This window comes from Paraurantiacibacter namhicola (assembly GCF_001687545.1).
Lineage (GTDB): Bacteria > Pseudomonadota > Alphaproteobacteria > Sphingomonadales > Sphingomonadaceae > Paraurantiacibacter > Paraurantiacibacter namhicola.
This window is the reverse complement of record NZ_CP016545.1, coordinates 555,377-579,573: the sequence shown is the minus strand read 5'-3', so window position 1 is coordinate 579,573 and position 24,197 is coordinate 555,377. Positions and strand designations below refer to the sequence as shown.

The following is a 24,197-nucleotide window of genomic DNA, read 5'->3' as shown; positions in this document are numbered from 1 at the left end:
TTCGCCAGTGTCAAGCGTCATTTACAAAATGTATGGCTCGCTTGAAGTCGCGCTTCCATTTTTGCAACACGCGCCTATCTCGCGCTCCACCTCTCCCTTTGCCGCGGGCGCTGCCTGTGCCATGGCGCTGGCCAAGCGAAACTGGACGAAATTGCATGACCGAACTGCTCAAGATCAGCCTGCCCGATGGCTCCGTGCGCGAGATGGAGCCCGGCTCCACCCCGGCGGACGTTGCCGCTGCCATCGGCCCGGGCCTTGCCAAGGCTGCCATCGCCGCGCGCGTGGATGGCGAATTGCGCGATCTCAACCGCCCCTTCGATGGCGATGCGGAGCTGGCCCTTGTCACCAATCGCGACGAGGAAGACGCGCTGGAACTGGCGCGCCACGATTTCGCGCATGTGCTGGCCGAAGCGGTGCAATCGCTGTTCCCCGGCACGCAGATCACCTTCGGTCCGGCCACCGACGATGGCTTCTATTACGACGTGAAAGCGCCCGCGACGCGCGATCCCTTCAGCATGGACGACTTGCCCGCAATCGAGGAGGAGATGCGCCGCATCATCAAGGCGGACAAGCCGCTGATCCGCGAGGTCTGGAGCCGCCAACAGCTGATCGAGAAATGGGAAGCGGAAGGCGAGACCTTCAAGGCGGAATGGGCAAAGGAACTGCCCGAGGACGAGGAGCTGACCGTCTATCATTCCGGCCCGGCCGACAGCGAAGACACCTGGCTGGACATGTGCCGCGGCCCGCACCTGGCCAGCACCGGGAAGCTGGACCCGCAGGCCTTCAAGCTGATGCGCGTGGCCGGGGCATACTGGCGCGGCGACCAGGCCAATGCGCAGCTGACCCGCATCTACGGCACGGGGTGGCTGAACAAGAAGCAGCTGAACGCTCACCTGATGCGGCTGGAAGAGGCCGCAAAGCGCGACCATCGCAAGCTGGGCCGCGAGATGGACCTGTTCCACTTGGCTGAAGAGGCGCATGGCAGCGTGTTCTGGCATCCCAAGGGTTATCGCATCTGGCGCGAGCTTGAAGCCTATATGCGCCGCAAGATGGATGGCGGCGGGTATCGCGAAATCAAGACGCCGCAGCTGATGGACATCCGCCAGTGGGAGCAGTCCGGACACTGGGGCAAATATGCCGAGAACATGTTCGCCGTGCCCGACATGGTGCCCGAGGTGGACGAAGCAGGCGACGGCCCGGCAAAGCCTTCGGTCGAGAAGGACGCCGAGTGGATGGCGATCAAGCCGATGAACTGCCCGGCGCATGTGCTGGTCTTCAAGCAGGGCATCACCAGTTACCGCGACTTGCCGATCCGGCTGGGCGAGATGGGCTGCTGCCACCGTAACGAACCGCATGGGGCGCTGCACGGGCTGATGCGCGTGCGCCAGTTCACGCAGGACGATGCGCATATCTTCTGCACGGAAGAGCAGGTGGTCGACGAGGTGCGCAAGTTCTGCAAGCTGGCGGACGAGGTCTATCGCGACTTCGGCTTCAGCTACCACGTCAAGCTGGCCCTGCGCCCGGAGAAGCGTTTCGGCAGCGAGGCGGACTGGGACAAGGCCGAGCAGGAATTGCGCGATGCCGTGGCCGAGGCCGGCATGGACAATGAGGAATTCGGCTGGGAAGAACTGCCCGGCGAAGGCGCCTTCTACGCCCCCAAGCTGGAATGGCACCTGACGGACGCAATCGGCCGCACCTGGCAGGTCGGCACGATCCAGGGCGACCGCGTGCTGCCCGACCGGCTGGACGCGACTTACGTGGGAGAAGACGGCGACAAGCACCGCCCGGTGATGCTCCACCGCGCGATCTTCGGCAGCTACGAGCGTTTCATCGGCATCCTGATCGAGCATTTCGCCGGCCGCCTGCCGTGCTGGCTCGCGCCGGTTCAGGCCGTGGTTGCAACCATTGTTTCCGACGCGGACGAATACGCCAAGGACGCCGTGGCGAAGCTGGAAGCTGCGGGCATCCGCGTGGAAACCGACTTCCGCAACGAGAGCATCAATTACAAGGTGCGCGAACACTCCCACGCAAAGGTGCCGCATATCCTTGTGATCGGGAAACGCGAGGCGGAGGAAGGCACGGTCGCGATCCGCACGCTGGGCGAGAAGCAGCAGAAGCTGGTGAGCCTGGAAGAAGCCATCGCGATGCTTAAGGTGGAAGCGACGCCGCCCGACTTGCGCGAAGGCTGACCGTTTGGAAATCCTCGACGGATTTTCGACCGCGCAGATTGTCGCGGCGGCGGCTGCGGTGCTGGTGTCCGCCTTCGTGCGCGGGCTCACCGGCTTTGGCTTCGGGTTCCTGCTGACGCCGATCCTCGCGCTGGCGCTCTCTCCAGTGCAGGCGGTGCTGCTGGTGAACGTGCTTGCCTTTTCGCTGGCAGCGGCGGAGGTGCGCTACGTGCTGCGCGAGGCGGATCGCTCCGCGATCTGGATTTCGGGGCTGCTCGTTCTCACCGTGATGCCGGGCCTCCTGCTATTGTCCGCAATCCCGGCGCAATATGGCCGCGTGCTGATTGCGCTGGCGGCACTGACAGCCTTCGTGATCGTGGTCCTGCCGCGCCGCAAGCAAGCCGAGCCAGCGCCTCCCGGACCGGTGACCACGGGCGCGACGGGGCTGATCGCAGGCGTCGCGACGGGCTTTGCCGCCATGCCAGGCATCTCGGTCGTGCCCTACTACGTCCGACAGGCCATGCCGCGCACGAGGGCGAAGGCGTCCATGATCGGCATTTTCGGCGTGTCGGCCTTGGCCAGCCTGGTGTCCGGCGCAGTGACAGGGCTGCTGGAATGGAAGCTGCTCTTATTCGGCGTCCTGCTCTTCCCGGTCATGGCGGCAGGCAATTGGGTGGGCTCGCTCGTCTTCGGGCGGGTGAGCGATCCGCTATGGCGCACCTTTGTCGGCGTAATCCTGGGCGCAGCGGCGCTCGCCGCCTTGGCAAGGCTGTAACGCGATGCTGGGCTTCGAAATTGAGGCTGTCGCCGTCGCGCTGGGCGCAGCGCTTGCTGCGGGTTTTGTGCGCGGGCTGGCGGGCTTCGGCCTTTCCGTAGTCCTCGTCCCCGTGCTGCAACTGGCCATAGAGCCGCGCGCCGCCGTGCTGGTGGGGCTGGTCTCACTGTTCCTGATCGGCCTGACCGATGTGGGGCGCATCAGGCGCGATGCGGACCGCTCGGCCCTCCCCATCCTGGCGTTGGCACTGGCGTTCACGCCGGTCGGCCTCTGGGCGCTCGTGACGCTGCCGGCGGACTGGGCGCGCCTGCTGATCGCGCTGGTTTCGCTTGGCGCCTTCGTGCTGGTCGTGGTCCCGCTGGGGCGCGTCACGCTGGCGCGGCATCCCGCCATGGCGCTGAGCGGTTTCTTCACGGGCTTCTTTGGCGGCTTTGCCGGAATGCCCGGGCCGGGAATGGCGCCGTTCTACCTTCGCGGCAGGCTGGAGCCGCGCGCCGCGCGTGCCAGCATGATGACGATCTTCCTGGTGCTGACGCCGGTTTCGGCCATCCTCTTCGCCCTGTTGGGCGTGGGAGGATTGCGCGAGACGGGACTGGCACTGGCGCTGTTCCCCGCCGTGATCGTCGGCGACTGGTTTGGGCACCGCGCATTCGGCAGGGTCAGCGCCGCACAATGGCAGGTGGCCACCGCATTGGTGCTGGGCGCGGCCGCAGTCGGCGCGCTCATCAAGCTGCTGGGATAGCCTTACAGAGTAGGTGCAAGCACGCCGGCGAGGGCCAGCGCCATTGCGCAGCCGCCGGTGATCGCCACGCGCGCGAGATCGGCCAGCGTCACATCGCTGGCTGCAGTCCGGGCGTAGGTCAGGGCGCGTGCCATGCCCTGCATTCTCGGCCCGAAATGCTAACGAAAAGTTAAGGCGCCGCGTCAGGCCACCGGGGCCTGCTGGCTGGAACAGTGGAAACTGCCCCCGCCCGTCAGGACCGCGCTTGAAGGCAGGCCGATGGCCGCGCGGCTGGGAAACAGCGCGCCGATGGCCGCGACGGCATCCTCATCATGAGGCGTGCCATAGGTCGGCACCACGACCACGCCATTGGCAATCAGGAAGTTCATGTAGCTGGCAGGCACCACATCCTCGCCCAGCGTCACCCGGCCGGGCGAGGGCACTTCATGCACCACCAGCCCGAATTCGCGCGCGCGGCGGGCGGCATCGGCATAGATAACCGCATTGGGATCGCCTGGCCCGGTGGCCACGGGCAGGGCCAGTTCGCCGGGCGCAACGAAGCGCGCGAGGTTGTCGACATGGCCGTCGGTATGGTCGCCCACCAGCCCCTCGCCCAGCCACAACACGCGGTCGAAGCCGAGGTCGCGCGCCAGCCGCGCCTCGATATCCTCGCGCGAAAAGCCGGGGTTGCGATTGGGGTTCAGCAGGCACTGCTCGGTCGTGACGGCAAGGCCGGTGCCGTCCGTGTCCACCGCGCCCCCTTCCAGGATCCAGTCGCTGGCATGGACCGGCAGGCCCACCGCCTGCGCGAGGCTTTCGCCCACCTCCTGGTCGCCCGGCATGTCGTCATACTTGCCGCCCCAGCCATTGAAGCCGAAGCGCCGCGCCAGCCTGCCGCCTTGGCCGTCCGGCAGGACGATGGGCCCGGTGTCGCGGATCCAGATGTCGCCATAGGGATGCCGCTCCATGGTGACGGACGCCGTGCACAGCGCCCGCGCCCGCGCCTCATTCGCCGCGTCATGGACCACCAGCCGCACGTCCTGCCCGGCCTCGGCCACGGCGTTGGCAAAGGCTGCCATCTCCTCCTGCGCGGGCGCGAGGTCATCCTCCCACAAATCCGCAGCATGCGGAAAGGCGATCCACAGCCAGTCCTGCCGTGCCCATTCGGCGGGCATGGGCAATTGCCTCGTCGTCATGGGTTCAGCACCCACCGGGCGCGGCGCAGCTTTCGTCGCGGATGCGGCGGAACTCGTCGCCATCGTTCCAGTTCGGCCAGTCCTGCGTGTCCGCCATCATGCGGCCCAGCACATAGAACAGCTCCAGGTCCTGCATCACGCCGGACCAGTCCCAGTTGGCATCGTATTCGTCGCCCGGCCGGTGATAGGCCGTCGCACGGTAAGCCCTCTGGTATGCCGCACCCGCTTCCCGTCCGCCGTTTACGAGATCGTCCCCGCTCTTCACATAGAGCATCGGCACGCCGCGCTTGGCGAGGCTGAAGTGGTCGCTGCGATAGTAATATCCGGCCTGCGGGCTGGGGTTCGGCGTGCCGACGCGGCCCTGCATGGCGAGGCCCTTCATCAGATACGCGTCGAGCTCGCTCTTGCCCGGCCCCACGATGCTGACGTCGCGCGCCGCGCCGGCAAAAACCAACGCATCCATGTTCACGCCGCCCACCGTGCGGTCGAGCGGGAAGACGGGATTCGCGCCGTAATATTCGCTGCCGAGCAGGCCGGATTCCTCAGCCGTTACCGCCAGGAACACCAGCGTGCGCTCTGCCGGGCCTTTATTTGCGTGCGCCTGTGCGAGCGCCACCAGCGCCGCCGTGCCCGAGGCATTGTCGATCGCGCCATTGCAGATGTCGTCGCCCGTCTCGTCCGGCGTGCAGCGGCCAAGGTGGTCCCAATGCGCCGTGTGCAGGACATATTCGTCCGGCCGCGTGCTGCCCGGCAGGATGCCGATCACATTGCGGCTGGAAAAACGGCGGAAGTCGTTCTGGAAGCCGGTCGAGGCGGTCAGGCCCAGCGGCACCGGCTTGAAGCCGGCCTGCGTCGCGGCGGCCTGCATGGCGGCGAAATCCTGGCCCGCGCTGTCGAAGATCGCGCTTGCAGCACCTTCCGTGATCCAGCCGTTCATCATGGTCTGGCTGGCGCCGCCATCCCCGCGCTGGGCGTAGGCCTGCGGACCGGACCAGCTCGATTCCACGACATTCCAGCCGTAGCTTGCCGGTTCGGTCTGGTGGATGACCAGCGCTCCGGCTGCACCCTGCCTCGCTGCTTCCTCATACTTGTAGGTCCAGCGGCCGTAATAGGTCATCGCGCGGCCGTTGAACGTGCCCTCCAGCGTCTCGGAGCGCCAATCCGGGTCGTTGACCAGGATGACGGCGATCTTGCCGCGCATGTCCAGTCCGGCATAATCGTTCCAGCCCTTTTCCGGCGCGTTGATGCCGTAGCCGACGAAGACCAGCTCCGCGTCCGATATCGCGACGCTGTCCACCTCGCGGTAGGATACGCCGACCCAGTCCTGCTGGGGCTCGAAGGTCAGCGCCTGCGCCCCGCCGGTCACGACCAGCGGCTGGAAGTCGCGCCCGGTGATCTCCACCAGCGGCACGTCCTGGCACCAGCTGCCATTATTGCCTGGCTGCAGGCCTGCGCCCTCGAATTGCTCGATCAGGTAAGCGACGGTCTTCTCGCCGCCGGGCGTGCCGGGCGCGCGGCCCTCGAAGCTGTCGTCCGACAGGGTGCGCGTGATGTCCTTCATCGTATCGAGCGAAATGGACTGCGGCGTCACATCGGGGATGCCGCCCTCCGCCGTCTCCATCGTGGGGGTAGCGCAGGCAGCCAGCCCGCACAGGGCAGCGGCGGCGAGGAAGGGGCGAAATGTCATCGGCAGGCCTCTCAATTTCGTGTGGCGCATCCTTGGCAGCGCGGCGCACGGCAAACAAGGTGGCGCTTGTCGCGAAGGTCGCAAGCGGGCAGGCAGGCGGCGATGGCCGACTGGACAAACGCCCTTACCCGCGCGCGCGCTCACGCCCCTTTCCTGGCCAAGGCGCTGGAACGCCAGCCGGAGCTTGCCGCCCTGCTGGAGGCGGGCGAGATCGAGGCGGCGCTGGACTGGGCCCGCGCCCGCTTCGACACCAGCAGCGACGTGGGCGTGGCCATGCGGCGCGAGCGGCTGGCACTGGCCTGCGCGCTGGCCATCGGCGACCTTGCCGGCGCGCTTCCGCTGGCCCGCGTGATGGAGGAGCTATCTGCCCTCGCCGACAGGTCGCTCGACCGCGCGATCCGCGAGGCTGTCTCCCGCCGCGTGCCGGACGCAGAGCCTGCAGGCTTCTTTGCCCTCGCGCTGGGCAAGCATGGCGCACGGGAGCTCAATTACAGCTCCGACATCGATCCGATCCTGCTGTTCGATCCCGAAACCCTGCCGCGCCGCGAGCGCGACGGGCCGGGCGAGGCCGCGCAGCGTTATGCGCGCGAGATTGTGCAATTGCTGAGCACGCAGACCGGTGAAGGCTACGTCTTTCGGGTCGACCTGCGCCTGCGCCCGGCCAGCGAGATCAGCCCGCTGGCCGTCTCGGTCAACGCCGCGCTGACGCATTACGAGAGCAGCGCGCTAGCGTGGGAGCGGGCCGCCTTCATCCGCGCGCGCGCCGCTGCGGGCGATGTCGATGCCGCGCGCGGCTTCCTCGATCATATCCGCCCCTTCGTCTGGCGTCGCAGCCTGGACTTCCAGGCCATCGAAGAGGTGCGCCGCCTGACCGAACGCATCCGGCAGGACGTGGAAGGCCCGGCCGAGCCCGGACCCGGCTTCGACGTGAAGCGCGGGCGCGGCGGCATTCGCGAAGTGGAATTCTTCGCGCAGACGCACCAGCTGATCCATGGCGGGCGCGATCCCTCGCTGCGCACGCGCAGCACGCGCGGCGCGCTGGATGCGCTGGCGGCGGCGGGCCACATCGCCCCGCATGCCGCGCAGGAACTGGGCGAGGCTTACGACCGTCTGCGCACCGTGGAGCACCGCCTGCAGATGGTGGCCGACCGGCAGACGCATACGTTGCCAGGCGGGGACGCGCTGGACGGGGTCGCCAAGCTGGACGGGCTGGAGGATGGCCCCGCGCTGCTGGACGAATTGCAGGGCATCACCGCCCTCGTCGCCGCGCATTACGATGCGCTGCTGGGCGAGGAACCGCAGGGTCCGCCTGCCGAACCGCGCCCCTCCGTCCCGGAAGCCATCACGGCCCGCCTTGCGCGGTGGCCGGAGAAACTGCGCATCCTGCGAAGCTCCGAAGCGCAGCAGGCCTTTGCCGCCGTGCGCGAGGACCTGGCGGAATCGCTCGCCGCCGCGCCTGATCCCGATCGCTCGCTGGCGCGGTGGGAGACGTTACTGGAGCGGCTGCCCAGCGCTATCAACCTGTTCCGCCTGTTCGAAGCGCGGCCGGGCCTGCTGGAGCAGGTTTCGCGCGCCATCGCGCTGGCCCCGCCGCTGGCCGATGCGCTGGGGCGGAGGCTCGAACTGCTCGACGCCCTGATCGATGCCCGCGCCATGGACCTGCCGCCTGCCGCCCCTGAGCTGGCCGCACGCATGGCCCGCGTCGACGGCACCGCTGCCTATGAGGACCGGCTGGACCGCATAAGGCAGGTGGTAGGCGAGGAACGCTTTGCGCTGGGCATGCAGCTGGTGGAGGCGCGGCACGATCCGCTGGCCATCGCCGCGGGACTGGCGCGGCTGGCGGAGGCGGCGCTGGAGACCGGTGCTGCCGCTGCAATCGAGGAATTCGAGGCAGCACATGGCCGCGTTCCGGGCGGGGCGCTTGTGATCCTGGGCCTTGGCCGACTGGGCGGGGGATCGCTCACCCACGCATCCGACCTAGACATCATTTACCTGTTCACAGGCGACATCGGCGTCGAATCCGATGGGCCGCGCCCGCTGACCGCCTCGCTCTATTTCAACCGGCTCGCCGCGCGCGTGACGGCGGCACTCAGCGTGGCGACGGCCGAGGGCGCGCTATACGAGGTGGATACGCGCCTGCGCCCGCAAGGCGCGCAGGGTCCGCTGGCCGTCAGCATGGAAAGCTTTGCCCAGTACCAGCAGCGCGACGCATGGACCTGGGAACATATGGCGCTGGCGCGGGCCCGCCCGGTCTTCGGGCCAAAGGACGCAAAGGCGCAATTGGCAGAAACCGTGCGCGAAGTTCTGTTGTCCAGCCGAGATCCGGCGAAGCTGCGCACCGATGTGCTGGCGATGCGCGCCGACATGGCCGCCGCCAAGCCGCCCCGCGGGCCCCTGGACGTGAAGCTGCTGCGCGGCGGGCTCGTCGATTGCGAATTCCTGGTCCACTTCCTGCAATTGCGCGACGGCGCTGCGCTCGATCCGGACCTTGGCACAGCGATTGCGGGCCTTTGCGAGGCTGGCTTGCTGCCAGTGAGCTTCGCCGCCCATCATGACCTGCTGACCCGCATGCTGGTGGCACAGCGCCTGCTCGCACCCGACGCGAATGAGCCGCCCGAAATCGCGCAGCACGCCCTTGCCGCCGCCTGCAAGTGCGTGGATTACCCCGCCCTCTTGCAAGCATGCAGCGATGCGCGCCATGGGGTGGCGCAAAGCTGGGCCGAGATATTCGGCGAGACACTGGAGACCGACACATGATCACCCGCCCCGACGCCGGAGACGCCTTTCCCGATACCCCGCTGGAGAAGCCCGGCGGCGGCACGGTGAAGGCCTCCGATTTCCGCGGCAGCAAGCTGGTCGTCTTCTTCTACCCCAAGGACGATACGCCGGGCTGCACCACGGAAAACAAGGATTTCACCGCGCTGATGCCGGACTTCACCGCGGCCGGGACGGCGCTGCTGGGCGTGAGCAAGGACCCGCCGGCCAAGCATGAGAAGTTCGCCGCCAAGCATGACCTGCTGGCCCCGCTCGCCAGCGATGCGCCGGAGGCCGGACTGGCGGAGGCGCTGGGCATCTGGGTCGAGAAGAACATGTACGGGCGTAAATACATGGGCATGGAGCGCACGACATACCTCGTCGATGCGGATGGCCAGATTGCGCAGGTCTGGCGCAAGGTGAAAGTGAAGGGCCACGCGGCGCAGGTGCTGGAAGCGGCGCAGGCCCTCTAATCCATGGAAACGCTGGGCGAGGCGATCCGCGAGGCCCTGCTGAGCGGGGAGCCTTACGACAAGGTGATGCGCACGCGGGCGCTGGTCCGGGCGTTTCGCGCCGGGCGACTGGCGGCCCGGTTCCCGGTGCCAATGCCGGAGAGGCCCGCATGGCCGGCGGCGCTGCAACTGCTGCCGCCTTCGCAGATGCCTCGCCGGGGCAAGGCAGGATCGCAGCGCACGCGGATCGCCCTGTGGCATTCGCTGGCGCATATCGAATTCGTCGCCATCGACCTGGCATTGGACATGGCCGGTCGCTTCGGCGCGCAGATGGGCCACGAATTTGTCGGCGATTTCCTGTCAGTGGCGGCGGACGAGGCGATGCATTTCGCCCTGATCGACCGCAAGCTGCGCACATTGGGCAGCCATTACGGTGCCCTGCCCGCGCATGACGGATTGTGGGAAGCGGCGATGGAAACGCGCCACGACGTGGCCGCGCGGCTGGCGGTCGTGCCCATGGTTCTGGAAGCGCGCGGGCTGGACGTCACCCCTGCAGCGCGTGGCAGGATTGCAGCGCAGGGTGATTCGCACGGCGCGAAAATCCTGAGTCGCATCCTTGACGACGAAATTCGTCATGTCGCCGCTGGAACAAGGCATTTCGTCGCACTCGCTAACCGAAACGGCCGAAACCCGCAGAAATACTGGAAAAATCTGGTCGAAACACACTTCCGCGGCTCCCTGAAGCCGCCATTCAACGACTCAGCGCGCGAAGCTGCCGGTTTATCGCTCAGTTTCTACGGTGAGGTTGCTTAACGCCGCAGCGCCTGCATACCTCCAACCTACGAAATCGCGGCGGGTTCCCGCAGTTTCGAAAAAATTTTGGGTCGCTGGGCCAGCCATGGCTGTTCCGGCAAATTGGACGGGAAAAATTCATGGCTTCTGCAAGGTCTTTCAAGGCTGTCCTGTGCACGGCGTTCGCCAGTGCTGCGATTGCCGCCAGCCCCGCCGCTGCCACCACCACCGAAGATTCTGCCCCGGCCGCGGCAAGTGCTGCGCCGGTTACCGGTGCGGTGACGGGCACGATTACCGACACCCGCCTGGACAGCGGGCAGTTCCGCACGCTGTTCGGCGAATGGAAGCAGCATGACGGCGACGGCGCCCTGCCGGGTTCCGCTCCCGCCGAAACGGTCAGCATGCCGCAGGGCATGCCGGTCGAAGGTGTTCGCCTGTCCAGCGGTTACGGCATGCGCAACCACCCGGTTCTGCGTAAGCGCGCCAATCACAAAGGCGTGGACCTTGCCGGTGCACGCGGCACGCCGGTTTACGCCACGGCCGATGGCACGGTGGAAATGGCGCAGTGGTTCAGCAGCTACGGCAAGTATGTGCAGATCGACCATGGCGGCGACGTGGAAACGCGCTACGCCCACCTCTCCCGCTACACCGTCAATCCCGGTGACCGCGTCCAGAAGGGTGAGCTGATCGGCTACATCGGTTCCACCGGCCGCTCCACCGGCCCGCACCTGCATTATGAAATCCGCATCGCCGGCGTTGCCGTCGATCCCACGCCTTACATGATCACCAACCAGTACGCCCTGAACGAAGGCGAAGGTGGCATGGGCGGCGACGACTAAACGTCGCGCAAGACAGTTTCCCTTGGACGGGGATGAAGGGCGGCCTGCGGGTCGCCCTTTTCATTTTGCCTGATCAGCGGGCCAGCAGCCGCTCCGCCATGGCGCGTACATCGCCGCCCATGTCATCGCGCTGCAGCGCCAGCGCCAGCGTCGCTTCCACGAAGCCCAGCTTGCTGCCGCAGTCGTAGCGATTGCCTTCGAAGGTGACGGCGTGGAACGGCTGGTCGCCGATCATCTTGGCCATTGCGTCCGTCAGCTGGATTTCTCCGCCCGCGCCCTTGCCCTGGTCTTCCAGCACCCGCATCACTTCGGGCTGCAGGATATAGCGGCCGGATACGATCTTGTTGCTGGGCGCCTGGTCCACGGGCGGCTTTTCCACCAGCCCCTTCACCTGCGTCAGCGCGCCATTGGCCTCGCCCGGGTCGATTACGCCGTAGCTGGACACTTCCTCATGCGGGACTTCCAGCACGGAGACCAGGTTTCCGCCAACCTCGTCATAGGCCTCGACCATCTGCTTCATGCAGCCCGGCTCGCCCACCATCAGCTCGTCCGGCAGAAGGATCGCAAATGGCTCGTCCCCCACGATGGCGCGCGCACACCAGATGGCGTGACCAAGGCCCATCGGGACCTGCTGGCGCACCGTGATGATATCGCCCGGCGTCGCGCGCGAGGAATCGAGCGCGCCCAGGTCCTTGCCCCGCTCCCCCATGGTCGTTTCCAGCTCGAAGGCGACGTCGAAATGCTCGACAATGGCGGTCTTGCCGCGCCCGGTGACGAAGATCATCTGCTCGATCCCCGCCTCCCGCGCCTCGTCAACCGCATACTGGATCAGCGGGCGGTCCACGATCGCCATCATCTCCTTGGGGATTGCCTTGGTGGCGGGCAGGAAGCGGGTGCCGAGCCCGGCGACGGGAAACACGGCCTTGCGGATGGGTTTGCGGTTGCTCATGCAAAAGGGTTTAGGCAGGCGCCGTGGATGGGGCAAGCTTGCGCGCGCGGCGCGGGCCGCTAAAGCCTGACAGATGGACAAGATTCTCATTCGCGGCGGCAAGCGCCTTTCCGGCACCATCCCCGTCTCCGGCGCCAAGAACGCCGCCCTCACGCTGATCCCCTGCGCACTGCTGACGGAAGAGCCGGTTACGCTGCGCAACCTGCCGCGGCTGGCGGATATCGACAGCTTCCAGCACCTGATGACGCAGTTCGGCGTCTCGGTCAGCATTCCCGGTCGCCGTCCGGAAGACTTCGGCCGCGTCGTCACGCTGGAGGCCACGCGCCTCACTTCCACCGTCGCGCCTTACGACCTGGTCCGCAAGATGCGCGCCTCCATCCTCGTGCTCGGCCCGCTGCTGGCCCGCGCGGGCGAGGCGAAGGTGTCGCTGCCCGGCGGCTGCGCCATCGGCAACCGCCCGATCGACCTGCACTTGAAGGCGCTGGAAGCGCTGGGCGCGGAAATCGAGCTGGCGAGCGGCTTCGTGCGCGCCAGCGCCCCCGATGGCGGCCTGCCGGGGGGCGAGTTCGACTTCCCCGTCGTCTCCGTCGGCGCGACCGAGAACGCCATCATGGCCGCCACGCTGACCAATGGCACCAGCCGCCTGTTCAACGCCGCGCGCGAGCCGGAGATCGTGGACCTTTGCAACCTGCTGGTCTCCATGGGCGCAGAAATCGAAGGCATCGGCACGTCCGAGCTGACCATTCACGGGGTGAAGCGCCTGCACGGCACCACCCACATGGTCATGCCCGACCGGATCGAGGCCGGATCCTATGCCTGCGCGGCAGCCATCACCGGCGGCGAAGTGCGGCTGGAAGGCGCGCGCGAGGAAGACATGGGCGCCACGATCCATGCCCTGCGCAATGCCGGGATCCATGTCGAATGCGACAAGAAGGGCATGCATGTCGCAGCGGGCGGCAAGCTGATCGGTGTGAACCTTTCGACCGCACCCTTCCCTGGTTTTGCCACCGACATGCAGGCCCAGATGATGGCCCTGCTGGCCCGCGCCGAAGGTACCAGCGTGCTGACCGAGACGATCTTCGAGAACCGTTACATGCACGTGCCGGAACTGAATCGCATGGGCGCCAATATCGAGACGACGGGCCGCACCGCCATCGTCCATGGCGTGACCTCCATGACCGGCGCGCCTGTCATGGCGACCGACCTTCGCGCCAGCATGAGCCTGGTGATCGCCGGCCTCGCTGCCGAAGGTGAGACGGAGGTGAACCGCCTCTACCACCTCGACCGAGGATACGAGCGGCTGGAAGAAAAGCTGGCCCTGCTGGGCGCGGATATCGAGCGCGTGGGGGCGGACTGATCGCGCCCGTTTCACGGCAGGCCTGCTGAAACCCTTTCTGTCCCCAACCGTTGATGGGGTAACGAAAGGATACATTTCATGGCCTTGTTGAAACTCGCCGCCCTCGGGGCGCTCGGTTACGCCGGATACAAATATTACGAGAAGCAGAAGATCGACCGCAATGGCGTCGCCTTTGCCGATGGCCAGGCCGTCGGCGCGCACCGCGATGCCGGTCCGGAAGCGATGGGCGATGCGCCCAAGCGCGAATGGACCAAGACGGATGAGGAGCTGGATGAAAGCTTCCCCGCCAGCGATCCGCCGGCGAATTACTGACCGGAACGACCGGTCTTGAAAGGGCGGCCCCTTATCGGGGGTCGCCCTTTTGCATGTCCGCCATCAGCCAGCATCGAATCGCGGAGGCGAGGCCGGAAGGCGTTTCGCTGGCAATCCGCTCCTCGTCGATCTGCGCCACCAGCGCATTGATCGCCATGCCGCGCCGCTCCGCCGCCTGCCGCAGCGCGTCCCAGAATACCGGCTCAAGACTGACCGAGGTCTTGTGCCCGGCGATCCCGATCGAGCGCTTCACGGGTGGGTGGTAGGGGTCGTTCATGCGTGACGTTTAGCGGCGGGCGCAGGGCGCTCCACCAATTTTTCGGGGTGGGATGGGTTCTGCATGCCGAATAAGGGTGGCGAATGGGCGCAGATATCGAACGGCTGACGGAGAAGGAGCGCGAAACGCTGCGCCTGATGCTGCGTTGCCATGACGCGAAATCCATGGCGCGTGAGCTGGACCTGTCCGTCCATACGGTGAACGACCGGCTGAAGGAGGCACGGCGCAAGCTGGGCGTTACCAGCAGCCGGGAGGCCGCCCGCCTTCTGCTGGAACACGAAGGCCCACCCCCCGAATTGCTGGGGGCCAAGACTTTCGGGGATGCGCCGGGCAACGCTTCGTCCGACCCTGCAAGAATGAAGCGGCGCCTGTCGCGCCGCACCATCATTGCAGGAGCCATCGCCATGTCCATCATCTTTGCAATCGGACTGATCCTCACCTCGCAGATGCCCGATGACGGCGCCGCCAGTCAGGCCGCCACAGTCGAGGCGGAAGATGCCCGGGCGGAGGATGCTGCCCGCCGCTGGCTGGAACTGGGCGATGCCGGAAGCTGGGATGCGGCCTATCAGTCTGCCGCCACTTTCCTGCGCGAAGCGAACACGCAGGACAATTTCGTGCGGGTGTCCAGTCAGGTCCGCGCTCCGCTGGGCGAGAACCTGTCGCGCGAGCTCGTGAGCGTGCGCTTCCTCAATGCGCCGCCAGAAGGCTTCATGGAAGTCACCTTCCGCAGCCAATTCTCCGCCAAACCGGACGTAATGGAAGTGCTTACCCTGCAGGAAGAAGCAGGCGAATGGCGCGTGGTGGGGATCCTGCTGGATTGAGAAGATAAGCGGCGGCGGGCTGCGGTTGCGATTGCGACGAGCCCGTTATCGCTCCCCGATCCGCCGGCCCTGATCACCGAAAAGGCCTGGCCGCGCCCGCGTCAAAGGTGGATGATTGCCCCGTCGCGCCGTTCGATCAGCGGCTCGGCCACCTCCAGAACGTTGCGGTACCGGTAGAAGGGGATCCACGGGTAGAGGTGATGCGCCAGATGGTAATTCTGCTGCATCCACAGGGCGGAGCCGATCCGTCGCCAGCGTGCAGGGAGGATATAGGCGCGCGTCGCCGCGAAGCGCCCTTCATGCAGGTACGGCGCATGGACGATGTAATCGAACAGGAAAGCCAGCAGCGTCATCCCGGCGATGGCGGGCAGGACCATGGCGAATAGCAGCACCTGCCATCCGGCCGTCACCAGCACGAAGGCAGCGACGGCGAGCGTCGCGCAGTTTTCGGCCAAGCCCAGCAGCTTGCTGCGCCGGTCCGCGATGCGCCAGCCGATCCGGTAATGTGAGAGGAAGACAGTGGAGCAGCGCGCCAGCACGCTCCACCAGCGCTGCCCGGCGACCCAGTGATCGGCGTCGCGTTCCGGATCGTTGAGGTGCTTGTGATGCGAGAGATGCGTCACGCGGTGGAGCGAGAAGTTGTGCAGCGCAATGAAGGCGGGGAGCAGGCCAATGGCATGGTTCAGCCATTCATGTCGCCTGCGTGCGATACTGCCATGCGCGGCATCGTGCAGCGGGGTGTAGGAAAGGTAAGTCAGCACCGCATTGATAAGGAACGCGGCCCATAATGGCATCGCACCCGCAGCCGCTGCGGCCACGGTGGCGGCCCAGCCGGCAAAGACAAGCAGCGCCAGCGCAATCGTCGGCCAGGCGAGCGGCACTTCCAGCGCGCGCACCCCGGCAATGACCGCGCGCTCTATGTCGCGGGTTTGCGCTTTGGTGGTGGATTCCATCGGCTCGACCTTCGTTACCTACATCAGTGTAAGTAACGAAGGTCGATGGCCTTGGCAAGAACCATGCGCCGCGGTGCCTCGGCACCCCGGCAGCGGGTCAGTACATGTGCTGGCCGCCGTTGATGCTCATGGTGGAGCCGGTGACGAAGCCGGCCTCTTCCGAACACAGGAAAGCCACGCCGCGGGCAATTTCCCCGGCCTGGCCGAGGCGGCCGACCGGAATGCGGGCGACGATCTTTTCCAGCACATTGTCCGGCACGGCGGCGACCATGTCAGTATCGATATAGCCCGGCGCGATAGCGTTGACGGTGATGCCGGCGCGCGCGCCTTCCTGCGCCAGCGCCTTGGTGAAGCCGTGGATGCCGGACTTGGCAGCGGCGTAATTGACCTGGCCGTACTGGCCTGCCTGTCCGTTGATGGAACCGATGTTGACGAAACGGCCCCAGCCGCGCTCCTTCATGCTGGCGAATGTCGCCTTGGCCATGTTGAAGCAGCCGCCAAGGTTGATGCGCATGACATCGTGCCAGTCTTCATAGCTCATCTTCATCAGCGTGCCGTCACGCGTGATGCCGGCATTGTTGACCACCACGTCGATCGGGCCGACTTCTTCGGCAATCTTCGCGCAGCCTTCCTGGCATGCCTCGTGGTCGCCCACGTCGAATTTGTAAGTGGCGATGCCGGTTTCATCGGTGAACTTGCGCGCCGCATCGTCATTGCCGGCGTAAGTCGCGACGACGGTGAAGCCGTCGTCCTTCAGCGCCTCGCAGATCGCCTTGCCGATACCGCGCGAACCGCCGGTTACAACTGCCACCTTACCCATAGTGCATCCTTTCGCTTTGTTATCTGACCCCGGCATAGGGAACGAGGCCGTCATGACAAAGAAAAACCCCGCCGAAGCGAGGTTCCCTGCATTGCTATTCGTGAGAGGCGGCGCTTGCCGCGGCAGCGCTCAGAAGCGGAACTGCGTGCCTACGTAAACGGCCTGGCTGTCCTGCTGCGAAGAATCGGTGACCGGGTCCAGCCGGTCACGGTCCTGCTCGTAACGCACGCCGGCCGTCACGTTCAGATTGTCCGTGATGCGATAGGAACCGGCGACATCCAGCGACTGGTCTGCCAGGCGGTCACGCGTGCGCGGCGTCGTGCCAGGCTCGCGGCCCTGCTCCAGCGCGATGCGCGCGCCGAACCGGCTCGGGTCCTTCTTCACGCCCGGCGTGGGGCGGAAGGTGGCCAGATCGGGGATGGCGGCGGCAGACAGCGTTTCGTCCAGCTCCACCTTCGGAGTGGCGAATTTCTGGTAACCGCGGGCGAGGCCCAGATTGTAGCGCGTGGGCGCGATCCGCACCGGCAGCGCGGCGGAAACCGGCGAATCGTCGCGGCCCGCCAGCGTGCTGCGCACCGTAATGGCCTGTGCCGTATCGGCACTGACGCGAACGGCCACCGTCACCGGCTTGCCGCCACGTTCCACCATGCCGGCCGGCGTGAAGCGCATCAGGCGCCCCTTGCCCGTGACACGATTGGAGACGAATTCCGCCATGCGAGGATCGACCGAAGCCGGCGTGAAGTTCGCGAAATTACCGGGGAGGGAGAGCGCCGTGTCCTGGCCGAAACCATCGACGGCAAGGCCGGCACTGGGCAATGCGACGAGCACGGACGCGAAAGCAGCCGCGAAAGCGACGCCTTTCCTGCCCTTGCCGTGCCGGTTGCCAGTCATGGTAACAGCCTCTCTCTTCACATTTCCAGACCGATCCCAGGCCCGGAAGTTCCCGATTTCCGACTCGGCCTGCGTGGGCCGGGCGGTTCTCGACTCGCAATAGATAGGGCCTATGCGCGCCGTTCACCAGCAAAACCGGACAAATCTGCGGGCGATTGCCGGCCGGTGTTGCACGGTGTCCACAATCGTCCTGCACGCTTGGTGAACGGGTGCCGGATGGTTCACGGAGCATTCACCGCTTCTCCGGCCTTTCGGCAGCCCCGTTCAGAAGCCTTGAAGCGCCACGTCCGGCGCTCTAGAGGCAATGGCGAAGCTTCACAGGATTACCCATGGCACTGCGCACCACCAATCGTTTCCGTCTCATCTCCCGCCGCGCGGCACGCGCCCTGCTGCTGGCAGGCGGCGCGGCTGCCCTTGCCGCATGTGGCGGCGGCGGCGAACGTCCGGAAGCGGACCTTGCGGCATCGCAGGTCACCTCCATCGGGGTGAATTCCTACCTCTGGCGCGCCAGCCTGGACACGCTCAGCTTCATGCCGCTGCTGCAGGCAGACAGCGCGGGCGGCGTGATCGTGACGGACTGGTACACCAACCCCAGCAACCCGAACGAGCGGGTGAAGATCACCGTTTCCATCCTGGACCAGGACCTGCGCGCCGATGCGCTGCGCGTCGCCGCCAGCCGCGAAGTGATGCAGAACGGTTCGTGGGTTTCGGCCCCGGTCCAGGCTGCCACGGTGCAGAAGCTGGAAGACATCATCCTGACCAAGGCACGCGACCTGCGGCGCTCCGCCGTCAGCTAAACGCCTCGCGCGGCCTGTCTCTGGGGGCAAAATGACAGACCAACGTTTCAATCCGTCGCGGGCCGACGGGCGGTGGCAGCGTGCGTGGGACGAAGCGCGCCTGTTCGAGGCCGACAGCGATTCGCCCAAGCCCAAGAGCTATGTGCTGGAGATGTTCCCCTATCCCAGCGGGCGCATCCATATCGGCCACGTGCGCAATTACACGATGGGCGACGTGCTGGCCCGCTACAAGAAGCTGAAGGGCCATGAAGTCCTGCACCCGATGGGCTGGGACGCCTTCGGCATGCCGGCGGAAAACGCCGCGATGGAAAAGGGCGTGCATCCGGGCGGCTGGACGCGCGAGAACATCGCCAACATGAAGGCGCAGCTGAAGCGGCTGGGCTTCGCGCTCGACTGGTCCCGCGAATTCGCCACCTGCGACCCGGAATATTACGGCCACGAGCAGGCGCTGTTCATCGCCCTGTACGAAGCGGGCCTGGTCTATCGCAAGGAGAGCGAGGTCAATTGGGACCCGGTCGACATGACGGTGCTGGCCAACGAGCAGGTGATCGACGGCAAGGGCTGGCGATCGGGCGCGGAAGTGGAAAAGCGCAAGCTGAACCAGTGGTTCCTGAAGATCACCGACTTTGCTGACGATCTGCTCGAAGGTCTCGGCAATCTCGAGGACTGGCCGGACAAGGTGCGGCTGATGCAGGAAAACTGGATCGGCAAGAGCCAAGGCCTCGAATTCAGCTTCGACCTGTCGAACGGCGAGACGCTGCCGGTCTATACCACGCGGCCCGACACGATCTTCGGCGCCAGCTTCGTGGCCGTGGCGGCGGACCATCCGGTTGCGCAGTCACTCGGCAGCGATGCCGCGCGTGACTTCATCGCCCTGTGCAAGCGCGGCGGGACCACGGCGGCAGAGCTGGAGACGGCGGAGAAGCTGGGCTTCGACACCGGCATCACGGCCAGGCACCCATTCACCGAGACGGAGCTGCCGGTCTATATCGCGAACTTCGTGCTGATGGATTACGGCACCGGCGCCATCATGGCCGTGCCGGGCCACGACCAGCGCGACTTCGACTTCGCCACGAAATACGGCCTGCCGATCCCGCGCGTTGTAGCGCCTTCGGTGGAAGAAGCGGCCAAACCGTTCGATGGCGAGGCCGAAGCGGGTGAAGGCGTGCTCGTCAATTCCGACTTCCTCGACGGTATGGAGGTCGAGGCCGCCAAGCGCGAAATCATCGCCCGCATCGAGGAGCAGGGCGCGGGCCAGGGCAAGACCGTGTGGCGCCTGCGCGACTGGGGCGTATCGCGCCAGCGGTATTGGGGCACACCCATCCCCTTCATCCACTGCTCGGATTGCGGCGTGGTGCCTGCGCCGCTGGATAGCCTCCCGATCACCCTGCCCGAGGACGTCGATTTCCAGACGCCGGGCAATCCGCTGCTGCGCCATGCGACATGGAAGCATGTCGACTGCCCCAAATGCGGCGGCAAGGCGGAGCGGGAGACCGACACGCTCGACACTTTCGTCGATTCCAGCTGGTATTTCCTGCGCTTCGCCAGCCAGCCGGCGGACCGCCCCTTCGATCCTGCCGAAGTCGCCAAGTGGCTGCCGGTGGAGCAATATATCGGGGGTATCGAGCACGCGATCCTGCACCTGCTCTACGCCCGTTTCTGGACCCGCGCGCTCGCCCATGTCGGCATGATCGACGTGAAGGAGCCTTTCGCCAGCCTGTTCACGCAGGGAATGGTGACGCATGAGACCTACCAACTTCCAGTCGATGTCGTCGTCGACGGCAAGGTAGTAAAGACTGTGAAAGCATGGCTCGCTCCTGACGAGGTGGAAGCGCGCGACGGAGTTGTCGTCGATAAGGTCGGCAAACGACCTGTCGAAATCGGCCGCGTCATCAAGATGTCCAAGTCGAAAAAGAACGTCGTCGATCCGGACACCATCATCGCGCAATACGGCGCGGACGCGGTTCGCTGGTTCATGCTCAGCGACAGCCCGCCCGAGCGCGACCTGCCCTGGTCGGAAGCCGGCATCGAGGGCTGTTCGCGCTTCGTGAACCGGCTGTGGCGCCTATTCGGCCAGTTCGAGGCGGAAGCCACCGGCGAGGACAAGCCGCTTGCCCGCAAGACGCACCAGACCATCGCCGCCGTAGCCGAGGATATCGAGGCGCTGGCCTTCAACAAGGCCGTCGCCCGCCTCTATGAACTGGCCAGCGCGACCGAGAAGGCTGCGCCCTCGGCCAGCCGCAGCGAGGCGATCCGCGCCATGCTGGTAATGGCCAGCCCGATGATGCCGCATCTTGCCGAGGAGGCGAATGCGGAGTTCTTCGGCGGCGGGGAACTGGTCGCGGCGGGCCATTGGCCGCAGGTGGACGAGAGCCTGCTGGTCGAGGACGAGGTGACCATCGCCGTCCAGCACATGGGCAAGCTGCGCGACACGGTAACCGCACCCAAGGGCGCCTCCAAGGAAGACCTCGAAGCGCTTGCGCTCGCCAGCGAGAAGGTCCAGCGTTCCATCGATGGCGCGGAAATTCGCAAGGTGATCGTGGTGCCCGACAGGCTGGTAAACATCGTCGCATGAGGCTGCTCGCCGCCCTCCTCCTGCTCGGCACGCTGGCGGCGTGCGGCCTGCGCCCGGTCTATTCCGGCGGGGCTCAGGGGCAGGTGGCGCAGGGCCTTGCCGCAGTGGAGGTGCCTGCCATCGCGGGGCGTGCCGGCTGGCTGGTGCGCAATGCGCTGACCGACCGGCTGGACCCGGCCGGCAGCAATCCTACCCCGCGCTATCGGCTCGACGTGCTGCTGGATGACAAGCTGGAAGGCCTTGGCCTGCTGACCGATGACACCATCGGCCGCGAACGCCGCACGCTGCGGGCGCGCTACCAGCTGGTGGACCTGGAGACGGGCGAGATCGTGCTGGACGCCACTGCAGGCTCGGATGCCGGGATCGACGTCGTCTCCAGCGAATATGCCACCATCGCGGCGGAGGAACGCGCGCTGGAAAACCTGGCGCTGGAAGTGGCGGACCAGATCACCGCACGCGTCGCCCTGTTTTTGGGCGAAACGCGGTAATGCAGCGATGAAGCTGACCCAGCGCGACTTCCGCCAAGGTGCAGCGCGCGCGGCGTCGGAATGCCGCATCTTCTTCTTCTGCGGGCCGGACGAGGCAGGCGCCAGCGCCGCCGCCAATGCCATTGCCGGGCTGATCGAGGACCCGGGCGAGCGGGTGGAATTTTCCGGCGCGGATATGCGCAGCGATCCCGTGCGGCTGGTGGACGAGGCGCGCAGTTCCTCGCTGTTCGGGGACAAGCGCCACCTCTTCATCCGCGCCTCGGGCGAGGAAGCGCATGAGGGGCTGAAACTGCTCACCGCAGCCATCGACATGGGCGAAGGCGACGGCGCCTGCCCCGTGCTGGTCCATGCGACCTCCGCCACGGACAAGAGCCGCACCGCCAAGCTGCTGGCCGGGCGAAAGGATGCGCTGGTGGCGATGTTCTATCCGCCCGACCTGCGCGACATGGCGCGCGAGGTGCGCCAGATGGCGGGCGCTGCGGGCCTGACGCTGAGCGGCGACATCGCCGAACGCATCGCCCGCGGCTGCGGACTGGATGCGCGGCTGGCCCAGTCCGAGGTCACCAAGCTGGCGCTTTACCTCGGCGCGGATCCGCAATCGCCCAAGCAGGCGAGCGTGGAGGCGCTGGAGGAAATCGGCGCGGTGACCGAGGAAGACGGTTTCCAGCCGGTGGTCGATGCGGTGCTGGGCGGGCAGGTTCGCAGGCTGCCGGCAGAGATAGCCCGCATGCGCGAACTCTCGTTGAACCCCGTCGGCCTGCTGCTGGCCATGGAACGCCGCGCGGCGCAACTGGCAGGTCTGGCCGGCAGGCTCGGCCGCAGGCCCGACGTGCAGGCCTTCATGAACGAGGAGAAGCAGGCGCGCCGCATCTTCTTCAAGGACCAGCGCGCACTGGCCCAGCAGCTGGAACGCTGGCGCGGCCGCAATCTGGAACGGCTGGTGGACCGGCTGACCGCGCTGCACCGCCAGCTGCTGACAAACAGCCAGGCCGCCGAACTGCTGCTGGCGCAAGAATTGACCCAGATCGCCCGTTTCGCCGCAAGAAAACGCTGAATTCGCTGCGTTTATCGGCCCGGCGCGGCACATCATCGTTTCAGGCTTTGGCATTTTGCCGCCCCAAGAGTATAGGGCCAGCTTCGCATTTGGGGTTAACATGAATTACCAGTCGACCAATGGCAGGCCTGCCGGCGGCCGGGTGCTTTCCGCGCCCTCGGCTGGCTTTGCCCCGTCGCTGGAGCGCAAGCGCATCCAGATGTACCTGCTGGAAGTGGTGCTGGATTCGCTGCTGGTGCTGTGCTGCTTCGCGCTGGTCGGCTACCTCGTTCACGGCGAATATCTGCGCGGATCGCCCTGGCTGATCGGCATGCTGGCCCTGCCGATCTTCCTGACCATCGCTTTTCACAACGCGACCTATTCCATCGCCACGCTGGCGGATTGGAAAAAGGGCGCATTCCGCGCAATTTCCGCGCTGGTCCTGTCCGGCGTGCTGCTGAACTTCATGGCCTTCTTCGTGAAGCTGAACGAGACATTCTCGCGCCTCGCCTTCGTGGGCGGCATGGTGCTGGCTGCCGCGCTGATGCTGGCGTACCGCGTGGCGGTTGCCCGGGTGGTGAAGAACCGCTGGGGACCCAATCCGAAGAACGTGCTGATCATCCAGGCGGGTGGGCCGAAGGTGAAAATCCGTGATGCCTACCGCGTCGATGCGGCGGAGCACGGACTGACCGCCTCGCTGGACGATCCCCACCTGTTCGACCGGCTGGGCAAGTACCTGCGCAACATGGACGAGGTGATCGTCAGTTCCGACAGCGAGCATCGCAAGATGTGGTCCACCATGCTGAAGGCGAGCGGCATGCATGGCGAGATCGTGACCAAAAGCGTTCGCGATATCGGCGCGCTGGGCGTCGTGAACCACGAGGGCGACCTGTCGACCCTGCTGGTGTCCGCCGGCCCTCTGGGCTTTCGCAGCCGCTTGCTGAAGCGCGGGCTGGACCTGGCGGTGGGCGGGCTCGCGCTGGTGCTGCTGTCCCCGATCATTGCGCTCGCCGCCTCGCTCATCAAGCTGGAGGATGGCGGGCCGGTGTTCTTCCGGCAGGACCGCATCGGCCGCGCCAACAGGCTGTTCGGCATCTGGAAGCTGCGCACGATGCGGCAGGATGCCTGCGATGCGCACGGTACCGTCTCCACCGCCGGGCGCAGCGATGCGCGCGTGACCCGGATCGGCGGCTTCCTGCGCAAGACCTCGATCGACGAGCTGCCGCAGCTGATAAACGTCCTCACTGGCGACATGTCGCTGGTGGGGCCGCGCCCACATGCGATCGGCTCGCAGGCCGGCACCAAGCTGTTCTGGGAAGTGGACGACCAGTACTGGCTGCGCCACTCGCTGCGCCCTGGCCTGACCGGCCTTGCCCAGATCCGCGGGTTTCGCGGCGCGACGCACAAGGAATCGGACCTGTCCGACCGATTGAAGGCTGACCTGGAATACCTGCGCGGCTGGACGATCTGGCGCGATATCGGGATCCTGCTGTCCACCGCCCGCGTGCTGGTGCATCACCGCGCCTTCTGATGCCTGTTG

The 24,197-nt window shown here is 66.3% G+C and carries 23 protein-coding genes; 15 read left to right on the top strand and 8 right to left on the bottom strand.

Annotated features, from left to right (window positions below; translation table 11 throughout):
* Nucleotides 1-155: 155 nt before the first annotated feature.
* The 3 genes from thrS to A6F65_RS02815 are packed head-to-tail and all read left to right on the top strand — an operon-like array spanning nt 156 to nt 3,685.
* Nucleotides 156-2,189 (top strand): threonine--tRNA ligase, encoded by a 2,034-nt coding sequence (gene thrS, locus A6F65_RS02825; protein WP_067785754.1) that lies wholly within the window; start codon nt 156-158, stop codon nt 2,187-2,189.
* 4 nt (nt 2,190-2,193) lie between these two features.
* Nucleotides 2,194-2,943: a sulfite exporter TauE/SafE family protein gene (locus tag A6F65_RS02820; protein WP_067785751.1), complete on the top strand. Its 750-nt coding sequence runs from the start codon at nt 2,194-2,196 to the stop codon at nt 2,941-2,943.
* A gap of 4 nt (nt 2,944-2,947) precedes the next feature.
* Nucleotides 2,948-3,685, top strand: coding sequence for a sulfite exporter TauE/SafE family protein (locus A6F65_RS02815; protein WP_067785748.1), 738 nt, complete (start codon nt 2,948-2,950; stop codon nt 3,683-3,685).
* 2 nt (nt 3,686-3,687) lie between these two features.
* Here A6F65_RS02815 and A6F65_RS13205 read toward each other — a convergent pair whose 3' ends face one another.
* From A6F65_RS13205 to A6F65_RS02805, 3 genes are read right to left on the bottom strand one after another with little or no spacing between them, the layout of a single operon-like run.
* Nucleotides 3,688-3,819 (bottom strand): hypothetical protein, encoded by a 132-nt coding sequence (locus A6F65_RS13205; protein ID WP_257784261.1) that lies wholly within the window; start codon nt 3,817-3,819, stop codon nt 3,688-3,690.
* A 48-nt stretch (nt 3,820-3,867) separates the two neighbouring features.
* On the bottom strand, nt 3,868-4,860 hold the full coding sequence (locus tag A6F65_RS02810; protein ID WP_067785745.1) for an agmatine deiminase family protein: 993 nt from the start codon (nt 4,858-4,860) through the stop codon (nt 3,868-3,870).
* Between the two features lie 4 nt (nt 4,861-4,864).
* A complete protein-coding gene (locus A6F65_RS02805; protein ID WP_067785742.1) occupies nt 4,865-6,547 on the bottom strand; it encodes a M28 family metallopeptidase in 1,683 nt (560 codons plus the stop codon).
* A gap of 102 nt (nt 6,548-6,649) precedes the next feature.
* Between A6F65_RS02805 and A6F65_RS02800 the strand changes: the two genes are divergently transcribed.
* The 4 genes from A6F65_RS02800 (at nt 6,650) to A6F65_RS02785 (ending at nt 11,384) form a co-directional block, all read left to right on the top strand.
* On the top strand, nt 6,650-9,304 hold the full coding sequence (locus tag A6F65_RS02800) for a [protein-PII] uridylyltransferase family protein (RefSeq protein ID WP_067785739.1): 2,655 nt from the start codon (nt 6,650-6,652) through the stop codon (nt 9,302-9,304).
* Nucleotides 9,301-9,774, top strand: a complete 474-nt coding sequence (locus A6F65_RS13100) for a peroxiredoxin (protein WP_067785736.1) — start codon at nt 9,301-9,303, stop codon at nt 9,772-9,774. Before A6F65_RS02800 ends, A6F65_RS13100 begins: the two co-directional genes overlap by 4 nt.
* A gap of 3 nt (nt 9,775-9,777) precedes the next feature.
* On the top strand, nt 9,778-10,566 hold the full coding sequence (locus A6F65_RS13095; RefSeq protein ID WP_067785733.1) for a ferritin-like domain-containing protein: 789 nt from the start codon (nt 9,778-9,780) through the stop codon (nt 10,564-10,566).
* Nucleotides 10,567-10,685: 119 nt separating this feature from the next.
* Complete coding sequence (locus tag A6F65_RS02785; RefSeq protein ID WP_067785730.1) at nt 10,686-11,384, top strand: M23 family metallopeptidase; 699 nt, start codon at nt 10,686-10,688, stop codon at nt 11,382-11,384.
* Nucleotides 11,385-11,457: 73 nt separating this feature from the next.
* On the opposite strand, the gene galU is transcribed toward A6F65_RS02785, so the two are convergent.
* Nucleotides 11,458-12,333, bottom strand: coding sequence for a UTP--glucose-1-phosphate uridylyltransferase GalU (galU, locus tag A6F65_RS02780; protein WP_067785727.1), 876 nt, complete (start codon nt 12,331-12,333; stop codon nt 11,458-11,460).
* A gap of 73 nt (nt 12,334-12,406) precedes the next feature.
* Here galU and murA point away from each other — a divergent pair, with 73 nt between their 5' ends.
* Nucleotides 12,407-13,690, top strand: a complete 1,284-nt coding sequence (gene murA, locus A6F65_RS02775) for a UDP-N-acetylglucosamine 1-carboxyvinyltransferase (RefSeq protein WP_067785722.1) — start codon at nt 12,407-12,409, stop codon at nt 13,688-13,690.
* 78 nt (nt 13,691-13,768) lie between these two features.
* Nucleotides 13,769-14,002: a hypothetical protein gene (locus tag A6F65_RS02770; RefSeq protein ID WP_067785719.1), complete on the top strand. Its 234-nt coding sequence runs from the start codon at nt 13,769-13,771 to the stop codon at nt 14,000-14,002.
* 31 nt (nt 14,003-14,033) lie between these two features.
* Here the strand turns inward: A6F65_RS02770 and A6F65_RS02765 are convergent, their stop codons facing one another.
* The gene (locus tag A6F65_RS02765) at nt 14,034-14,279 is read right to left on the bottom strand and encodes a ribbon-helix-helix domain-containing protein (protein WP_067785716.1); all 246 of its coding nucleotides are present in this window, start codon (nt 14,277-14,279) and stop codon (nt 14,034-14,036) included.
* 83 nt (nt 14,280-14,362) lie between these two features.
* Between A6F65_RS02765 and A6F65_RS02760 the strand changes: the two genes are divergently transcribed.
* The gene (locus tag A6F65_RS02760) at nt 14,363-15,100 is read left to right on the top strand and encodes a helix-turn-helix domain-containing protein (RefSeq protein WP_067785713.1); all 738 of its coding nucleotides are present in this window, start codon (nt 14,363-14,365) and stop codon (nt 15,098-15,100) included.
* A 101-nt stretch (nt 15,101-15,201) separates the two neighbouring features.
* On the opposite strand, the gene A6F65_RS02755 is transcribed toward A6F65_RS02760, so the two are convergent.
* The 3 genes from A6F65_RS02755 to A6F65_RS02745 all read right to left on the bottom strand — a co-directional run bounded on the left by A6F65_RS02755 (nt 15,202) and on the right by A6F65_RS02745 (nt 17,764).
* Nucleotides 15,202-16,053, bottom strand: coding sequence for a fatty acid desaturase (locus A6F65_RS02755; protein WP_067785710.1), 852 nt, complete (start codon nt 16,051-16,053; stop codon nt 15,202-15,204).
* Between the two features lie 97 nt (nt 16,054-16,150).
* Nucleotides 16,151-16,873, bottom strand: coding sequence for an acetoacetyl-CoA reductase (phbB, locus tag A6F65_RS02750; protein WP_067785707.1), 723 nt, complete (start codon nt 16,871-16,873; stop codon nt 16,151-16,153).
* A gap of 129 nt (nt 16,874-17,002) precedes the next feature.
* Entirely contained in the window at nt 17,003-17,764 is a 762-nt protein-coding gene (locus tag A6F65_RS02745) for a hypothetical protein (RefSeq protein ID WP_067785704.1), read from the bottom strand.
* Between the two features lie 329 nt (nt 17,765-18,093).
* Here A6F65_RS02745 and A6F65_RS02740 point away from each other — a divergent pair, with 329 nt between their 5' ends.
* The 5 genes from A6F65_RS02740 (at nt 18,094) to A6F65_RS02720 (ending at nt 24,188) form a co-directional block, all read left to right on the top strand.
* On the top strand, nt 18,094-18,561 hold the full coding sequence (locus tag A6F65_RS02740) for a DUF3576 domain-containing protein (protein ID WP_067785702.1): 468 nt from the start codon (nt 18,094-18,096) through the stop codon (nt 18,559-18,561).
* Nucleotides 18,562-18,592: 31 nt separating this feature from the next.
* Nucleotides 18,593-21,136, top strand: a complete 2,544-nt coding sequence (gene leuS, locus A6F65_RS02735) for a leucine--tRNA ligase (protein ID WP_067785699.1) — start codon at nt 18,593-18,595, stop codon at nt 21,134-21,136.
* Nucleotides 21,133-21,624, top strand: coding sequence for an LPS assembly lipoprotein LptE (lptE, locus tag A6F65_RS02730; protein WP_067785698.1), 492 nt, complete (start codon nt 21,133-21,135; stop codon nt 21,622-21,624). The genes leuS and lptE overlap by 4 nt, the downstream gene beginning before the upstream one ends.
* A gap of 7 nt (nt 21,625-21,631) precedes the next feature.
* Complete coding sequence (holA, locus tag A6F65_RS02725) at nt 21,632-22,678, top strand: DNA polymerase III subunit delta (protein WP_067785695.1); 1,047 nt, start codon at nt 21,632-21,634, stop codon at nt 22,676-22,678.
* A 100-nt stretch (nt 22,679-22,778) separates the two neighbouring features.
* Entirely contained in the window at nt 22,779-24,188 is a 1,410-nt protein-coding gene (locus tag A6F65_RS02720; protein WP_157093025.1) for an exopolysaccharide biosynthesis polyprenyl glycosylphosphotransferase, read from the top strand.
* Nucleotides 24,189-24,197: the final 9 nt, after the last annotated feature.